Source organism: Crossiella sp. SN42 (genome assembly GCF_023897065.1).
Classification (GTDB): domain Bacteria; phylum Actinomycetota; class Actinomycetes; order Mycobacteriales; family Pseudonocardiaceae; genus Crossiella.
Map to the genome: position 1 here is coordinate 96386 of NZ_JAMHIV010000018.1, position 15477 is coordinate 111862.

The 15477-nt window shown below is 71.5% G+C and carries 13 protein-coding genes; 8 read left to right on the forward strand and 5 right to left on the reverse strand.

The genetic code is table 11. From position 1 onward, the window contains the following. Positions 1–32 precede the first annotated feature (32 nt). Complete coding sequence (locus M8C13_RS22235) at positions 33–998, forward strand: RNA polymerase sigma factor RpoD/SigA (protein ID WP_252482591.1); 966 nt, start codon at positions 33–35, stop codon at positions 996–998. Between the two features lie 9 nt (positions 999–1007). Then, positions 1008–1820 (forward strand): aminoglycoside 6-adenylyltransferase, encoded by an 813-nt coding sequence (locus M8C13_RS22240; RefSeq protein WP_252482592.1) that lies wholly within the window; start codon positions 1008–1010, stop codon positions 1818–1820. A gap of 9 nt (positions 1821–1829) precedes the next feature. On the opposite strand, the gene M8C13_RS22245 is transcribed toward M8C13_RS22240, so the two are convergent. Then, complete coding sequence (locus M8C13_RS22245) at positions 1830–2972, reverse strand: pyridoxal-phosphate dependent enzyme (protein WP_252482593.1); 1143 nt, start codon at positions 2970–2972, stop codon at positions 1830–1832. Positions 2973–3047: 75 nt separating this feature from the next. On the opposite strand from M8C13_RS22245, the gene M8C13_RS22250 reads away from it, so the two are divergent. After that, complete coding sequence (locus tag M8C13_RS22250; RefSeq protein ID WP_252482594.1) at positions 3048–3668, forward strand: transcriptional regulator; 621 nt, start codon at positions 3048–3050, stop codon at positions 3666–3668. Positions 3669–3820: 152 nt separating this feature from the next. Then, positions 3821–4915: an ADP-ribosylglycohydrolase family protein gene (locus tag M8C13_RS22255; protein ID WP_252482595.1), complete on the forward strand. Its 1095-nt coding sequence runs from the start codon at positions 3821–3823 to the stop codon at positions 4913–4915. 1 nt (position 4916) lies between these two features. Here the strand turns inward: M8C13_RS22255 and M8C13_RS22260 are convergent, their stop codons facing one another. Both M8C13_RS22260 and M8C13_RS22265 read right to left on the reverse strand, forming a co-directional pair. Further along, a complete protein-coding gene (locus M8C13_RS22260) occupies positions 4917–5279 on the reverse strand; it encodes a DUF1304 domain-containing protein (protein WP_252482596.1) in 363 nt (120 codons plus the stop codon). A 61-nt stretch (positions 5280–5340) separates the two neighbouring features. Then, positions 5341–8481 carry a bifunctional cytochrome P450/NADPH--P450 reductase gene (locus M8C13_RS22265; protein WP_252482597.1) on the reverse strand — a complete coding sequence of 1047 codons (3141 nt, stop codon included), beginning with the start codon at positions 8479–8481 and terminating at the stop codon, positions 5341–5343. Between the two features lie 122 nt (positions 8482–8603). Between M8C13_RS22265 and M8C13_RS22270 the strand changes: the two genes are divergently transcribed. From M8C13_RS22270 to secD, 4 genes are all read left to right on the forward strand, one after another. Beyond that, a complete protein-coding gene (locus tag M8C13_RS22270) occupies positions 8604–9995 on the forward strand; it encodes a PAS domain-containing protein (protein ID WP_252482598.1) in 1392 nt (463 codons plus the stop codon). Continuing rightward, positions 9988–10734, forward strand: coding sequence for a GNAT family N-acetyltransferase (locus M8C13_RS22275; protein WP_252482599.1), 747 nt, complete (start codon positions 9988–9990; stop codon positions 10732–10734). The genes M8C13_RS22270 and M8C13_RS22275 overlap by 8 nt, the downstream gene beginning before the upstream one ends. A 46-nt stretch (positions 10735–10780) precedes the next feature. Then, entirely contained in the window at positions 10781–11170 is a 390-nt protein-coding gene (locus tag M8C13_RS22280) for a hypothetical protein (protein WP_252482600.1), read from the forward strand. An 84-nt stretch (positions 11171–11254) separates the two neighbouring features. Then, positions 11255–13528 (forward strand): protein translocase subunit SecD, encoded by a 2274-nt coding sequence (secD, locus tag M8C13_RS22285; protein WP_308202840.1) that lies wholly within the window; start codon positions 11255–11257, stop codon positions 13526–13528. 2 nt (positions 13529–13530) lie between these two features. On the opposite strand, the gene M8C13_RS22290 is transcribed toward secD, so the two are convergent. Continuing rightward, positions 13531–14373 (reverse strand): CPBP family intramembrane glutamic endopeptidase, encoded by an 843-nt coding sequence (locus M8C13_RS22290; protein WP_252482602.1) that lies wholly within the window; start codon positions 14371–14373, stop codon positions 13531–13533. 430 nt (positions 14374–14803) lie between these two features. Then, the gene (locus M8C13_RS22295) at positions 14804–15472 is read right to left on the reverse strand and encodes a hypothetical protein (protein ID WP_252482603.1); all 669 of its coding nucleotides are present in this window, start codon (positions 15470–15472) and stop codon (positions 14804–14806) included. Between the last annotated feature and the right edge of the window lie 5 nt (positions 15473–15477).

The window sequence follows — 15477 nt, forward strand, 5'->3', positions numbered from 1 at the left end:
GGCGGTTACCCAAGGTGATGGAGGTGACCGTGATGACCAACCGAACGGTCGGTCGGGCTGAACCGCGCGAACTGGACGATGAACGTGGCCTGGTGACGCAGTACCTGCGGCAGATCGCGGCCACTCCGCTGCTCAGCGCGTCGGAGGAGGTGGACCTGGCGCGCAGGATCGAGGCCGGGGTCTACGCCGGCGAGCTGCTGCGCCGGGGAGAGGTCGGCCAGGGCGAGAGCGGCCGGGGTGACCGGGCCTTGCTGGCCGCCGTCGCCGCTGATGGGCAGCGGGCCAAGGACCACATGATCCGGGCCAACCTGCGCCTGGTCGTCTCGATCGCCAAGAAGCACTCCCGGCGCGGGCTCTCGCTGCTCGACCTCATCCAGGAGGGCAACCTCGGGTTGATCAGGGCGGTGGAGAAGTTCGACTACGCCAAGGGGTTCAAGTTCTCCACCTACGCCACCTGGTGGATCCGGCAGGCCATGGACCGCGGCATCGCCCAGCAGAGCCGGGGTGTGCGGCTGCCGGTGCACGTGGTGGAGGAGCTGACCAAGGTGGCCAAGACCGAACGTCAGCTCCAGCTGCGGCTGCACCGGGAGCCGACCATCGCCGAGGTGGCCGAGGCGGCCAAGGTCAGCCAGGCGCGGGTGTCCGAGCTGCGGCAGCTGGCCAGGGAGTCGGTCAGCCTGGACTCCCCGGTCGGGGCCGAGGGCGACACCAGGCTGGGCGACCTGATCACCGACGAGGACGTGTTGCAGGCCGCGGATGTGGTGGAGTACCAGTCCTTCGCCAGGGAGCTGCGCTCGCTCATCGACACGCTGCCGCCGCGGGAGGCGATGATCATCACATTGCGGTACGGGCTGCACGACGGCAGGCCGCACACGCTCCAGGAAGTGGCCGATCAGGTAGGGCTGACCAGGGAACGCATCCGGCAGCTGGAGAAGCAGGCGCTGCGGCAGCTGCGCGAACCGAGCAGGCACGACCCGCTGCTGGCCTGGGCCGGGTAGCTTGGCCGGGTGATCACCGAAGCAGGGCTGGCCGCGTGGGCGGCGGGCAGGCCGGACATCAGGCTGGTGCTGCGTACCGGTTCCCGGGCACGCCGGGACGGCAGTGTGGACGCCTTCTCCGACCACGACATCGAGCTGTTCACCACCGATCCCGAGGCCTACGCCGACAACGCGGACTGGCTGGCCGGGTTCGGCCCGGTGCTGGTCAGCGTGGGACTGGAAGGGCCGTGGGAGAACCCGGCGCGGCTGGTCCTGTTCACCGACGGCACCAAGGCCGACTTCCAGCTCCTGCCACTGTCCATAGTGGACGAACTGGCCGAGGAGCTGGACGACCTGCACGAGCGCGGCTACGAGGTGCTGCACGACCCCGACGGCCTGGCCGCCCGGCTGCCCGCGCCGAGTGGCCGGCCGCGGCCGGAACCGTTGGCGGAGCAGGACTTCCAGGAGCTGTGCGCGGAGTTCTGGTTCGAGATCGCGCACCTGCCCCGGTATGTGGCCCGCGGCGAGCTGTGGGTGGTCAAGTCACGGGACGCCACCACCAAGGAGCTGCTCGAAGCCATGATCGAGTGGCACGCCCAAGCGGTGCACGGGCCCGGGCACGACGTGTGGCACGCGGGCACCCGGATGCGGCGGTGGGCCGCACCCGGGGTGTGGGACCGGCTGCCCGGGCTGTTCGGCGGGTTCGACGGTGACAGCGCGCTGCGCGCGGCACACGCGACCGCGGTGCTGTTCGCCGAGCTGGCCAGGGAGGTCGCCAAGGCGCACGAGTTCGCCTACGACGCCGCGCCCGAGGCCGCGATCCTGCCGCAGCTGGCCCGCTGACCGCGCGAACTAGTTCGGGGACTTCAGGCCCGCGCCGGAGAGGGCCAGGGTCAGCGGGCCGGTGAGGTGCGGGGTCGCGGTGGCCCAGGCCGGACTGGCCGGAGCCGTGCCGGTGCGGGCGGCCTGGATGGCGGCCCAGCAGACCGCGGAGGTCGGCTCGACGTAGAACCCCGATGCGGCCAGTTCGGCGCGGGCGGTGTGCACCTGGTCGTCGGTGACGCCGAGGATGGTGCCGCCGGTGGCGGCGACCGCGGCCAGGATGGCCTCACCGCGGGCCGGTTCGGCGATGGCGATGCCCTCGGCCCTGGTCGGCACCGGGGTGATGACCGCGGGGCTGGGGCTGCCGGCGTCCGCGGCGGCGGCCAGCGGGCCGCAGTTGGCCGACTGCACGCCGATGATCACCGGCAGGCGCGGGATCAGCTGCTGCGCCAGGAGTTCCTGGAAGCCGAGGTAGGCGCCCAGCAGCAGGGTGCCATGGCCGACCGGCAGCACCACGGTCTCCGGCATGCCCTGTTCCCACAGCTCGAAGGCGAAGGTCTTGGTGCCGTGCAGGAAGTACGGGTGGAACATGTGGCTGGCGTAGCTGGCGTCCGGGGCCTCGGCCGCGGCCTTGGCGGCGCGCGCGGCGTCCTCCCGGTTGCCCTCGACCAGGTGCACGTCCGCGCCGTGCGCGCGCATCTGGCCGAGCTTGCCGGGTGAGGTGCTGGCCGGCACGTAGATCTCGCACGGCACGCCGATGCGGGCGGCGTAGGCCGACAGCGCGGTGCCCGCGTTGCCGCTGCTGTCCGCGATCAGCCTGCGCACGCCCAGCAGCTTGGCCAGGGTGGCCAGCATGACCGCGCCGCGGTCCTTGAACGACAACGTGGGCGAGAGGAACTCCAGCTTCACCCTGGCATCGGGCAGGCCGACCGCGGGCACCACCGGGGTCATCCCCTCCCCCAGGCTCACCTCGGCCAGCTCCGGCACCGGCAGCGCCTCGGCGTAGCGCCACAGGGTGGCCGGGCGGGTGGCCAGCTCCGACCGGGCAGGCAGCCGGGCGCCGAAGTCGGCGACGTCCAGGACACCGCCACAGGGGCAGTGCCAGACCAGGCTCTGCACCGGAAACTCGGTGTGGCAACGGGTGCAGCGCAGCGGCGGCAGCTGGTGGGACACGGTTCCTCCACAACTCGACTGGACTGATCGTCTAGAAAACTTGGACAGACTGTCAAGTCGAGATAGCCTGAGGTGGTGAGCACCACTGTTGAGGCCGATGACCTGTTCGAGTCGGTGCGGCCCCTGGTCGCGGGCCTGGCCGCCACCTACGGCCCCACCGCCGAGATCGTGCTGCACGACTACCGCAACCCGGAGGCCAGCGTGGTCGCCATCAGCGGCGCGGTGACCAACCGGCACGTCGGCGGCGCGATGAGCGAGATCGGCCTCGGCCTGCTCGCGGCGGGGCCCGAGGCGGAGGACCGGCTCAACTACCTCACCCGGCTGCCGGACGGCCGGTTGGTGCGCTCCTCCACCATGCTGCTGCGGCTGCGCGGCCAGGTGGTCGGCGCGCTGTGCGTGAACCTGGACGTCACCGCGCTGCGCCAGGCCGCCGACACCCTCACCGCGATGGCCGGTCCGCTCGAACCCGCGCCGGTGACCGTGTTCTCCGACGACGTGGACCAGGTGGTGGACGCGGTGATCGCCGAGGAGGGCGGCTGCGACCGCGCCGACCGGGCCGACCGCCGCCGGATCATCGCCGCGCTGGACCGGCGCGGGGTGTTCGCGGTGCAGCGCTCGGCGGCCAGGGTGGCCGAACACCTGGGCATCTCGCGGGCCACCCTGTACAACGACCTGGCCAGGGTGCGCGCCCGATGACGTTGCCGCTCAACCGTTCCCGGGCCACCCTCCACTGTGGAACCGTGATTCCCCCGAACAGCGCACCGCCTGCCGGACGATCGGGCTAGGCTGGCAACATTCGGTGCCAGCCCGGCAGACGGGCCGGGCGCGACCATTCGGGGAGGCTGCCGGTGACCTGGGAAGAGCGCGTGCTGGGCTGCATGCTGGGGGGCGCGCTCGGGGACGCGCTCGGCGCGGACGTGGAGTTCGAGTCGATCGAGAAGATCCGGCAGCGGCACGGCCAGCGCGGCATCACCGAGCTGCACCCGGCCTACGGCAAGGTCGGCGCGATCACCGATGACACCCAGATGACCCTGTTCACCCTGGAAGGCATGATCAGGGCGCACGTGCACCAGCGGCAGCACGGGCCGACCGATCCGGTGCCCTTCCTGCTCTCGGCCTACCTGCGCTGGATGCACACCCAGGGCTACCCGTGGGCGGACGCGCTGGGCTCGCTGGCCGAGGCGCACCCGCAGCCGGACGGCTGGCTGATCCGCGAGCCCGACCTGTTCGACCGGCGCGCCCCCGGCAAGACCTGCGTGCGCGCGCTGGAGGACATCGGCAGGGGCCGGGCGCCGGGCTCCTTCACCAACAAGATCAACAACTCCAAGGGCTGCGGCGGCGTGATGCGCGCGGCCCCGGTGGCCTTGTGGGGCAACGACCCCGCCGAGGTGTTCCGGGTGGCCGCGGCCGGCGCGGCGCTGACCCACACCCACCCCAGCGGCTACCTCTCCGCCGGGTGCCTGGCGGTGATGGTGTGGGCGCTGTTCCACGGCGCGCACATCAACGTGGCCATCGACAAGGCCGAGCAGATCCTGCGCACCCACGAGGGCCACGAGGAGACCCTGGAGGCGATCGAGGGCGCGGTGCGGCTGGGCGGGCCGATCGACACGGTCACCCCGGAGCGGATCGAGCGCGAGCTGGGCGGCGGCTGGGTCGGCGAGGAGGCGCTGGCCATCGGGCTCTACGCGTTCCTGCACGGTGGCGGCGACTTCCGGGAGACCATGCGGGTCGCGGTCAACCACACCGGGGACAGCGACTCCACCGGCGCGATCGCCGGGAACCTCTTCGGCGCGGCGCACGGGGTCGGCGCGCTGCCCAAGGACTGGCTGGCCAAGCTGGAGCTCCGCGCGGCGACCGAGCTGCTGAGCCGGGACGCCGTCGCGGAGTACAGCGCGAACCCGCCGACCTCCAGCGGGTTCCTGCACTGCTATCCCACCTGGTGACTCAGCCCGCGGCGAACACCGCGGCCAGCGCCAGCACCGAGGGCACCACCTGGACGTAGAGGATCTTCTTGCTGGCCGTGGCCGCGCCGTAGACCCCGGCGACGAACACGCACACCAGGAAGAAGATCTTCGTCTGGTAGCCGACCGGGTCACTGGCGATCAGCGACCAGATCAGCCCGGCGGCCAGGAACCCGTTGTACAGGCCCTGGTTCGCGCCCAGGGTCTTGGTCTGCTCGGCGAACTCCGGGGTCAGCCCGAACGCCTTCTGGCCCCGGGGAGTGGTCCACAGGAACATCTCCAGCACCAGGATGTACACGTGGATCAGCGCGACCAATCCGACCAGGATCCCCGCTACGACACCCATCAGACCTGCTCCTTCATCAATCCACTGTGGACAGCCATTGTGCGCTTCGCGCGGGGCATAATCACCCCGCGTAGACGTCCTCGATGTAGCGGTCTTCCGCAATGAGCCCGGCCAGCCAGGACTCGGCCTGCTCGGCCGTGCCGCCGGTGTGCTTGCGGTGCAGGTCCAGGAAGGCGGCGCGCACGCCCGGCGCCATCCGGGCGCCGTCACCGCAGACGTAGACCGCGGCACCGCTGTCCAGAAGTCGCCACACCTCTTCGGCTTCGGCGGCGATCCGGTGCTGCACGAACCGCTGGTCCTGCACCGGCGCCTGGGAGTAGGCCGGGCGCAGGGAGACCACCCCGGCGGCCTCGGCGGCTTCCAGCTCGCTCCGGTGCAGGTAGTCGACCTCGGGGTGGTCACAGCCGAAGTAGCAGAGCGCGGGGGTGGTGTTCCCGGCCGCCAGTCGGTCGGCGATGGCGCCGCGGAAGGGAGCCAGGCCGGTGCCAGCGCTGATCATGATGACCGGGCGGTCGGTGTCCGGGGCGATGCGGAAGGCCTCCCGGCAGGGCTGGACCTTGGCCAGCACGGTGTCGCCGGGGCGCAGGCCGGTGAGGTAGCCGGAGCCGACGCCGCGGCAGGAACCCTTGTCCAGCAGGGACACCATCAGGTCGACCGCGTTCGGCTGGGCGGCGGCCGAGGAGGAGATCGAGTAGTGCCGGGGGCGCAGCGGGGGCAGCAGCTCCAGCGCGGCCTCCAGGGTCAGCTGGCAGGCCGGGTTGGCTTCCAGGAGGTCCAGCACTCCCCTGCCGTCCGGCCGGTCGGCCAGCGCTTCCAGGGCCTTGCGCTCGGGCGGGCAGGGGTTGTTCGCGGCCAGCACCGCCAGCTGGGCCGGGGTGGCCGGGTCGTGCAGCTCGACGAAGTGGGTGAGCAGCTCGCGGGCGCTGACCGGGCGGTCCAGGCCGAGCGCGCCCCGGCCGGGCCGCCGGTCGGTGATGTCCAGCACCGCGTCCGGGTCCACCCGCAGGATCCGGGCGGCGCGCTCGACCTGGGCCGGATCGTTGGCGGGCAGCACGGTGAGGTGGTCGGCGGTGCGGTAGGTCAGGCCCTCGGGCAGCGCGATCCGCAGGAACCGCTTGGACCGGCCGAGCGGGTGCGCCAGGTCGGCCAGGTCGCCGGTTTCCAGCACCGTCATCGGCCGCAGCTCGTGCCGGGCGTCGCGGGCGGCGGTGACCGGGCCGGTCAGCGTGCGCACCGCGTACCGGGGGCCGTCGGCTGCGTCCACAGTGGACACCGCGTCCGGGTCGCCGTACTCGTTGAGCAGCGCGGTCCAGAGCTGTTCGCTCCAGTCGGTGACCGCGCCCGCGAGGTCGCCGGAGGCGTCGGCCTCGCCGCGGGCCAGCAGCCGGGTGCCGCCCAGCTCGGCCAGCCGGGTGTCCAGGGCGGTGGGCACGTGCTGGTAGGTGGCGGCCCAGTTGCGGTCGCCGACGCCGAGCAGCGCGTACCGGACCTCCGCCAGCTCGCCGGATTTGGCTTCGTTGAGCCAGGTCCAGAACTGGGTGGCGTCGTCGGTGGGGCGGCCGTTGTAGGAGGCGGCCACGATCACCACCGGGGTATCGGCAGGCAGTGCGCGGGTCGCGGCGTCCAGTGGGGCGACGGTGACCGCGAAGCCGCGCTGCTCCCCCGCCTCGGCGATCTCCTTGGCCAGGGCGCGGCAGGTGCCCAGGTTGGAGCCGTGCAGCACGGTCAGCGCGGTGCCCTGCCGGGCGCGGCCGGCGGCCTTGGCGGTGGTGTGCCCGGTCGCGGTGACCGCGGGCCGGCGGCGCTCGGTGCGGCGGGCCAGACCCAGGTGCAGGCCCTCGGGCTTGAGGGTGAGGGTCTCCTTGACCTTGAGCTGGTAGTCGTGCTGGTCCAGGAAGCGGAAGCGGTGGATCAGCAGGCCGAGCAGCAGGGTGGCCTCGTGCAGGGCGAACTGGCGGCCGATGCAGGCCCGCTCGCCGGTGCCGAAGGGCTTGAACGCGTGCACCGGGCGGGCCCGCTCGGCCGCCGGGCTGAACCGCTCCGGGTCGAAGGTCTCCACGTTGTCGCCCCACACCGGGTCCCGGTGCAGCATCGGGGTCAGCACCAGCATCGGCTGGCCCTCGCGCACCGGGTACTTGCCGCCGATCACGGTGTCCCGCAACGCCTGGCGGGCGAACACCGCCGCGGTCGGCCACAGCCGCAGCGTCTCGTTGAGGATCTGCCGGACGTAGCGCAGCTTGCCGATGTCCTCGAAGCTCGGGTCCGGGTCGGCGGCGTCGCCCCACAGCGCGTCCACCTCGGCCTGGGCGCGGGCCAGCACGGCCGGGTGCTTGGCCAGGAAGTGCAGCGCGAAGGACAGCGTGCCGGAGGTGGTCTCGTGCCCGGCGATCAGGAAGGTGACCACCTGGTTGCGGATGTTGACCTCGTCCAGGGTCTCACCGGAGGCGGGGTGGGGCGCGTTGAGCATCAGGCCGAGCAGGTCCTCGGTGCTGGTGTCCCCGCTGGCGATGCGCTCCCGGATCACCTCGTCCACCACGCCGTTGAGGAACTCCACGTCCGCGGCGAACTGCTCGCTGTCCTTGCGGTACAAGAAGTTCAGGCCGGGGATGTGCCGGTTCTTGGCCTGGGCGAAGGCGAGGCCGCGGACCAGGGCGGTGATGAACGGGTGCGCGTCCTCCCGGTCGAAGGAGCCGAAGTCGTAGCCGAACCCGGCCAGGCCGATGGTGTCCAGGGTCAGCTTGGTCATGTCCGCACCAACGTCCACAGTGGACTCCCCCACCCTGGCGTCCCAGTGCGCGATGAGCTTGCGGGCCACCGCGAGCATGGTCGGGTGGTAGGTGCGCATCGAGGACATGGCGAAGGCGGGCAGCAGGATGTCGTGCGCCTTGGCCCAGTTGGGCTCCTCGTTGAACGCGGTGAACAGGCCGTCGCCGGTGAGGCCGCGGATGGTGACCAGCGAGTTGCCCACGTGCTTGGCGAAGCGGTCCTCGTCGGCGAGCTCGGCGACCAGGTCGGCGCCGGAGACGAACACCACCTCGGTGCCGAAGAACTTGCGGGTGAAGATCGGCCCGAGCGCGCGGGCGTCGTCCATCGCGCTCTGCACCAGGCGGTCCGACGGCGAGCCCAGCACATCGCCGAGCACCGGCAGCCGGTTCGCCGGATGCGGGAGCGCCACTCGGTCCGGTGTTTCCTGAATGCCCATCTCGAATCCCCGATTTCGCTGTGCCACAGGTCGTTGTCTAGATCAAGACTGGCACCGGCGAGGAGCACGCCAGGGCGAACGCACTACACAATCTTGTAGTACTCGGCTAGCGTTTCCGCCTTGTGAGCGATCCGCTGTCCCGGCTCGGCCTGGCCGAGCTGCTGGCCGCCTCGGGCGCGCTGGCCGCGCTGCGGGACCGCGCCGGCCGGTTCACCTGGGCCTCGCCGAGCTACCTGGACCTGATCGGGGCCACCGCCGACCGGGTGGCCGGCAGCACGCTGGCCGACTGGATCGGGCCGGAACTGGCCGCGCCGGTGGACGCCGAGGACGAGCGGGTCTGGCGCACCGGCGAGCCGCTGCGCTGGCGGGCCGGCGATCCGGCGCCGACCGCGCTGGCCGGCGGGTCCGGGCGGCAGGTGTGGCTGGCCGGGCACAAGCTGCTGCTGCACCCGGCCGGTGGGGAACCGTTGCTGGGCATGGTCGCGGTGGACGTCGGCGACTGGCTGGCCGACCGGACCGCGCTGGCCGTGGCCGAGCAGCGGCTGGCCCAGTTCGTGGCGCACGCCCCGGTGCTGGCCATGATCACCGACGAGCGGCACCGCTACGTCTTCTTCGGCGAGGCCGGGCACCGCTTGCTGCGCCGCCCGCTGGGCGAGGTGGTGGGGCGTACGGTGCCGGAGGTGCTGCCGCCGGAGCTGGCCGAGCAGTCGGTCGAGCAGAACGCGGCGGTGCTGCTCTCCGGCACCGGCCGCCAGGTGCGGCTGCGCACCGAACTGGACGGCCGAGAGGTGGAGTGGTCCGGGTACCGGTTCCCGCTGCCGCAGCCGGACGGGTCCCGGCACGTGGGCACCATCCTGTTCGACGTCACCGAGTTCCGCGCCGCGCAGCGGGAGGTGGCGTTGTGGCGCAACCGGTTCCTCACCCTGCTGGACCGGATCTCGGTGCCCACGGCGGTCTGCCTGCCCGACGGCACACTGAGCATGCTCAACCCGGAGTTCGCCGCGCTGCTGGGCAGTAGCCCCGGTCGACTGCACGGCACCCTGCTCACCAGCCTGATGCAAGCGCGCGACCAGGAGAAACACGACCGGCTCATGCGCGAGTTCAGCTCGGGGAAACGCGGCAAGCGCACGCTGGCGGTGCGCTGGCGGCCACGGCGGGCGGAGCGGGAGCGCACCGGGGTGCTGACCATCCAGTTGGTCAAGGACGTGGAGACCGGGCTGCTGCTGACCCTGGCCGCCGACCCTGAGCAGCCGGAACCGGTGGTGCGGCCACCGGAAATCAGTATCCGGGAGGCGGAGATCATCACTAGGGTCGCGGCGGGGGACACCACCGCGGCGATCGCCGCCGCGCTCGGCCTGACCCCGGACGGGGTGACCTACCACCTCACCCGGCTCTGCCAGCGGTTCGGCGCGGCCAACCGTACCGCGCTGGTGGCCAGGGCGTATGTGACCGGCGTGCTGGACGCGTCGGCGTGGCCACCGGTGTGGCGAAGGAATGGAGCACCTTATGCGTGAGGAACTACTCGACGGCACGGGCCGGGTGGTCGCCCACTACGACCGGCGCACCCGGCTGGACCTGCCCTACGCCGCCGAACTGGAACCGGTGGACATCTCGGCCGAGGACCTGGTGCGGCTGCTGTTCACCGAGCGCAAGGGCTGGGTGTTCAGCGCGGGCCCGGAGATCTGCCTGCCGGCCAAGGCCAACGGCGGCACGGTGGTCCGGCACGCGCACGCCTACAGCTTCGACCTGCGCGAGCAGCAGGCCGACCCGGACTGGCTGAACCCGCCGCTGGCCGACGGGCTGCGGGCCGAGGAGTTCACCGCCACCCTGGAGGAGATCTTCCCCGCCTACCAGCGCGCCTTCCCGCCCGGCCACGTGGACCACGTGCTCGACGCCGAGGGCGAGCGGGCGAACTTCGCCCAGCTGCTGGCCGGGGAGGTGCTCGGCCCGGTGCTGCCGTGCAGCGGCCTCATCCGGGACGGCGAGGAGGTGGTCGGGGTCGTGGTGGTCAACGACCGGGCCGGGGACCCGCCGCTGCTGGGACCGTGGATCGGGCAGATCTACCGGGACCCCGCGCCGCGCTACCGGGGACTGGGCATGGTGCTGCTGCGGCGGGCGGTCGCGCTGGCCGCGCAGGCCGGGCTGCCCGCGGTCGGACTGGCGGTCACCGACGGCAACCCGGCGCGCTGGGTGTACGAGAAGGCGGGGTTCAGGCACGTGGAGGAGTCCATGACGGTGCTCATCCCGGACTGAGTCCTCTAGACTGGGCGGGTCGGCAGCCGAGCACTGGAGGTGGACTGTGCGCACGCACGGTGTCCCGCCCCGGTTCGCGCTGCTCGGCTTCCTCCAGGCCGTGCTGCTCACCGCGCTGCTGGTGCTGGTGGCCGCGCCGGTGGCCACCGCGGCGCCGGTTGCCTTGGCGGACAACGAGGTCGCGGTCTCCACCCATCTCGGCGGGTCCACTTCGGACCACCGGGACGTCCGGCTCACCGCCGACCGGGTGGCCATCGCGAACCCGCAGGCGCACCAGCACTTCGCCGAGCTGCCCGCCGGTCTGCCGGTGGCCGAGCCCGGGTATCCGCGGCTCAGCCTCGACGCCACCGCCGACCAGGCGGTCTTCGCCGCCGCCGACGGGGCCGGTCCGCCGCAGGCGCCCACCAGAGGGCCACCGGCCACTCCAGGAATCTGACCCACTCGCCGTCCACTGTGGACGGACCTCATTCCTGGAGGAAACTCGCCCATGTCACGCCCTTCGGCGTGGCGGGGACTTCTCGTGCGCGGGCTGCTGTCCCTCGCCGTGCTGGTCACCGCCACCTACCTCGTGCTCAGCACCGCCCCGCGCCTCGGATTGGACCTGCGCGGTGGCACCCAGATCGTGCTGGAAGCCAAGTCCACCCCGACCGTCACCGCCGACGCCAACGCCACCGACCGAGCCCTTGAGGTGATCCGCCGCCGGGTGGACAGCCTGGGCGTGGCCGAACCGGGACTGGTCCGGTCAGGGGAGAACCGGATCATCGTCGAACTGCCCGGCGTGCAGGACCCGAAGGAGGCGGTGGCGGTGCTGGGCCGCACCGCCCAGCTGACCATGCACCCGGTGCTCGGCATGGCCGCGCCGGAGACCAAGCCCGGACCGGGCGAGAAGGTGCTGCCGGATGAGTCCGGGATGCCGTTGCGGCTCGCGCCGGCCGCGCTGACCGGGGAGAACGTGTCCGGGGCGAGCTCGGGGCCGGTGCCGCAGGGTGTGGGCTGGCAGGTCGGCATCGACTTCTCCGGCGCGGGCGGGGAGAGCTGGCGCAAGCTCACCGGGGAGGCCGCCTGTTCGCCGCCGGGTGACCCGAAGCGGCGGGTGGCGATCGTGCTGGACGAGAAGGTGATCTCCTCGCCGCAGGTGGACCAGACGGTCGGCTGCCAGGCCGGGATGGGCGGCGGCAACACCCGGATCACCGGCAAGTTCACCCAGGCCGAGGCCAAGGAGCTGTCGCTGCTGATCAGCGGCGGCGCGCTGCCCCTGCCGGTGGAGGTCCTCGAACAGCGGACCGTGGGGCCGACGCTGGGCGCGCAGGCGATCGAGGCCAGCGCGTGGGCGGCGCTGATCGGGATCGCGATCACCGGGCTGTTCCTGACCTTCGTCTACCGGCTGGTCGGTTTCCTGGCGGTGCTCGCGCTGGCCGGGTACGCGGCACTGTCCTATGCCTCGCTGCTGGCCATCGGCGCGACCCTCACCCTGCCCGGTCTGGCGGGGCTGGTGCTGGCGGTCGGTATGGCGGTGGACGCGAATGTGCTCGTGTTCGAGCGGGCGAGAGAGGACTTCGCGGCCAGGAAGGGGCTCCCGCCACGGCAACGGCTGAGCCGGGCCATGGCAGGCGGGTTCAAGGGCGCGGTGTCGGCGATCGCGGACTCCAACGTGACCACCCTGCTCGCCGCCGGACTGTTGTTCTTCCTGGCCACCGGGCCGGTGCGCGGGTTCGGCGTGACGCTGTCGGTGGGTGTGCTGGCCTCGCTGTTCAGCGCGCTGGTGCTGACCAGGGTGCTGATGATCGCGGTGTGCGACAACGAGTTCGTGGCCAACCGGCCCTGGCTGACCGGCCTGGGCAACCTGGGCCGGGTGCGCACCTGGCTCTCCGGCCGGTTCAGTGGCCTGTACGCCAACCCGAAGCGCTGGCTGCTGGCCACCGGCGCGGTCACCCTGCTGATCGCGCTGGGCCTGGTAATCCGGGGCCCGGAGCTGGGCGTGGAGTTCACCGGCGGCAGGCTGATCGAGTACACCACCACCCAGCAGGTCAGCGCCGATACGGCCAGGGATGCCTTGCAGGCAGCGGGTTTTGACCGCACCACGGTCTCCACCAGTGGCGAGAAGGAGCTGACGGTCAAGACCGCCCCGCTGGATGAGACCCAGACGGCGAAGGTCAAGGAGGTGCTGGCCGGGCTCGGCGGCGGCGCGGAACAGGTGCGCAGCGAGCTGATCGGCCCCAGCCTCGGCGAGGAGCTGCGCGCCAACGCCCTGATCGCCCTGGCCATCGCGGTCGCCGCCCAGCTGGCCTACCTGGCGATCCGCTTCGACTGGCGACTGGGCCTGGCCACGGTCGCCGCGCTGCTCACCGACGTGATCGTGCTGCTGGGCCTGTTCTCCTGGCTCGGGATCACCATGGACGCGGTGTTCCTGGCCGCCCTGCTGACCGTCATCGGCTACTCGGTGAACGACTCGGTGGTGGTCTTCGACCGGGTCCGCGAACTCCGCGGCCTGCGCCCGAGAGAACCGTTCCACCAGGTCGCCGGCACCGCGGTCCTGCAAACCCTGCCCCGCACGGTGAACACCGGCGTCGGCGTGCTCGCGGTGCTGCTGTGCCTGCTGTTCCTGGGCGACGGCTCCCTGGCCGACTTCGCCCTGGCGGTGCTGATCGGCGTGGTCGCGGGCACCATCTCCACAGTCGCCACCGCCTCGCCGATGGCCGTGCTGCTGGACCGGAAGTCACCGGGCGCGGGCCGCCAGCGCGCCAAGCCCCGCCAGCAGACCCGCAGGCGCGTCGACTCCGGCGCGGTGGTGTGAGCTCAGAGCAGTGAGGTGAGCAGGAAGGGCGCGTTGATCAGCCCGTGCACCAGCAACAGCACCGGGAAGTTGCGATAGCGCGCCCACAGGTAACCGAGGAACATCCCGCGCACCCCGTGCCCAGCCAGCACGGTGAGCAGACCGAGGCCGATGCCGTGGTGGGACTGGATCCCGATGTGCCACACCGCCCAGAGCACGGCGGCCAGCACAATCCCGGGCCACAGTCCCAGCACGGCCTCCAGCCGCGTCTGCAACCAGCGCCGGTAGAACAACTCCTCGATCACGGCGTTGAACAGGAACACCAGGACCATGACCGGCACAGAGGGAATGATCCGGGACTCGGGATAGGCCCCGACGAGGTAGGTCAGCGAGAGGAAGACGACCGCAGGCGCCAGCGGCGCGACCCACCGCATCGGCGTCATGGGCAACCAGCGCTCCCGCTTGCCACCGTGCCGCCGCAGGTACCAGAACAGGATGAGCGGGACCACGATGAGCAACAACGGTTTGACGGTCAGGAACCAGACCGGCCCACCCGGTAAGACCATGATGACCGCGTAGAGCAGGGCGATACCGGCGAGCCAGCCCGCTTCCAGCCGGGTCCGCTCGGGCTCGACGCGGAAGGGGTTGTGCCATTTGACCTTGGGCGGGACGACCCGGGTGACGACGATGGCCAGCAGCGCGGGCACGATGAGCAGCCAGAGCGGAAGGGTGTCGTCGTGGTCGGCGGTGTAGTGCACCCGGAAGTGCCCGGTGAGCAGCAACAACAGCAGACAGCCGAAGATGATGGTCAGTCCGCCGACCAGGACGAACCCGCCGATCCGGGCCCAGTAACGCCGCTCTCCCATACACACCAACATATCCGGCGGGGACGACAACGCGCTGCCAACCCAGCTCTCGTCTTCTCCGTACGGCCTGGAGACTGCTGACCGCGCTTCCCCGCCCGAGGACATTCTTTTGATCTTCGGGGTTTCAGGCGAAGATCAAGAGCGTCCTCGCCGGACGGGCAGAGATCAAAGCATGGGGGGGAAAGTCAAAGTCAAAGGCAGAGACGCAGGCAGGTCTTGAGGTTCCCCATGCCCGTCAACCTTCCGAAATCGAACCACATCCCAGCGAGCAGCCGCCGTCACGTGGCGTGGCCTTGGCGGCGGTTGCTGTGAGCGTCTGCTCGCTGGGATGTGGTGCGATGTCTCCAGGTTGACGGGCATGGGGAACCTCAAGACTCGATGGACGTTTGAAAAGCCACACCGGCTGCTGGTCCCTGGTCGCGAGCCCCGGTCAATAAGGCAGCGTCAGTGCCTCAACACCGTCGACATCCGTCCTGATCCGTGCCCACGACCCGTCGCTGAAGTGCAGCCGGACCTGTCTGCTCGCCGACCCCACCGCCAGCTGCCTGCACCGTTCGACCCGCAGCAGTTCCGACCTCGGTGCCTCGAACTCGAACTCCAGCACCGCGTCCTCCGGTCGTTCGTGCAGTGGCGGACGGCCGATGTCCTCCTGTAATCCGGTTGCCACGTCACGCACCAGCCTGCCGACTCCGCGCAGCACCTTGCCCACCGACTTCTGCCGCACCAACCGTTGCGCGGTGGGGCTCACGATCGGTTCAGCTCGCACCGCGGTGTCCCGGATGCGGAGTACCGCGATCCGTTCCGTGCCTAACGCCAGCCAACAGGCCTCGGGGGCTTGCACCGCTCGGTACAGGCGCACGGCTGGGCTGTCGGGTTGGCGGGCGTGGACTGCCGCGCCCCGGCCCGCCGCTATGTCGTCGTCGGACCAGGTGGCGGCGCGGGCGCGGGAGCGGGTGGTGGGGATTCCGTGGTTGTCCAGGCCTTTGACGTGGAATCTGCCGTTGGGCAGGGATTCGGCGCAGGCCAATGCCTTGAGGCGCTCGTTACCCAGCCAGTCCCGTCCGAGCAGCGCGAGAGCCAGGTTGTGGTTCCACTGCACGAACC

Bases quoted from the DNA above. Each gene is read 5' to 3' on its own strand.
- M8C13_RS22235 (WP_252482591.1), top strand. From the start codon at position 33: ATGACCAACCGAACGGTCGGTCGGGCTGAACCGCGCGAACTGGACGAT.
- M8C13_RS22260 (WP_252482596.1), bottom strand. From the start codon at position 5,279: ATGGGTGTCGTAGCGGGGATCCTGGTCGGATTGGTCGCGCTGATCCAC.
- M8C13_RS22265 (WP_252482597.1), bottom strand. From the start codon at position 8,481: ATGGGCATTCAGGAAACACCGGACCGAGTGGCGCTCCCGCATCCGGCG.
- M8C13_RS22275 (WP_252482599.1), top strand. From the start codon at position 9,988: ATGCGTGAGGAACTACTCGACGGCACGGGCCGGGTGGTCGCCCACTAC.
- M8C13_RS22290 (WP_252482602.1), bottom strand. From the start codon at position 14,373: ATGGGAGAGCGGCGTTACTGGGCCCGGATCGGCGGGTTCGTCCTGGTC.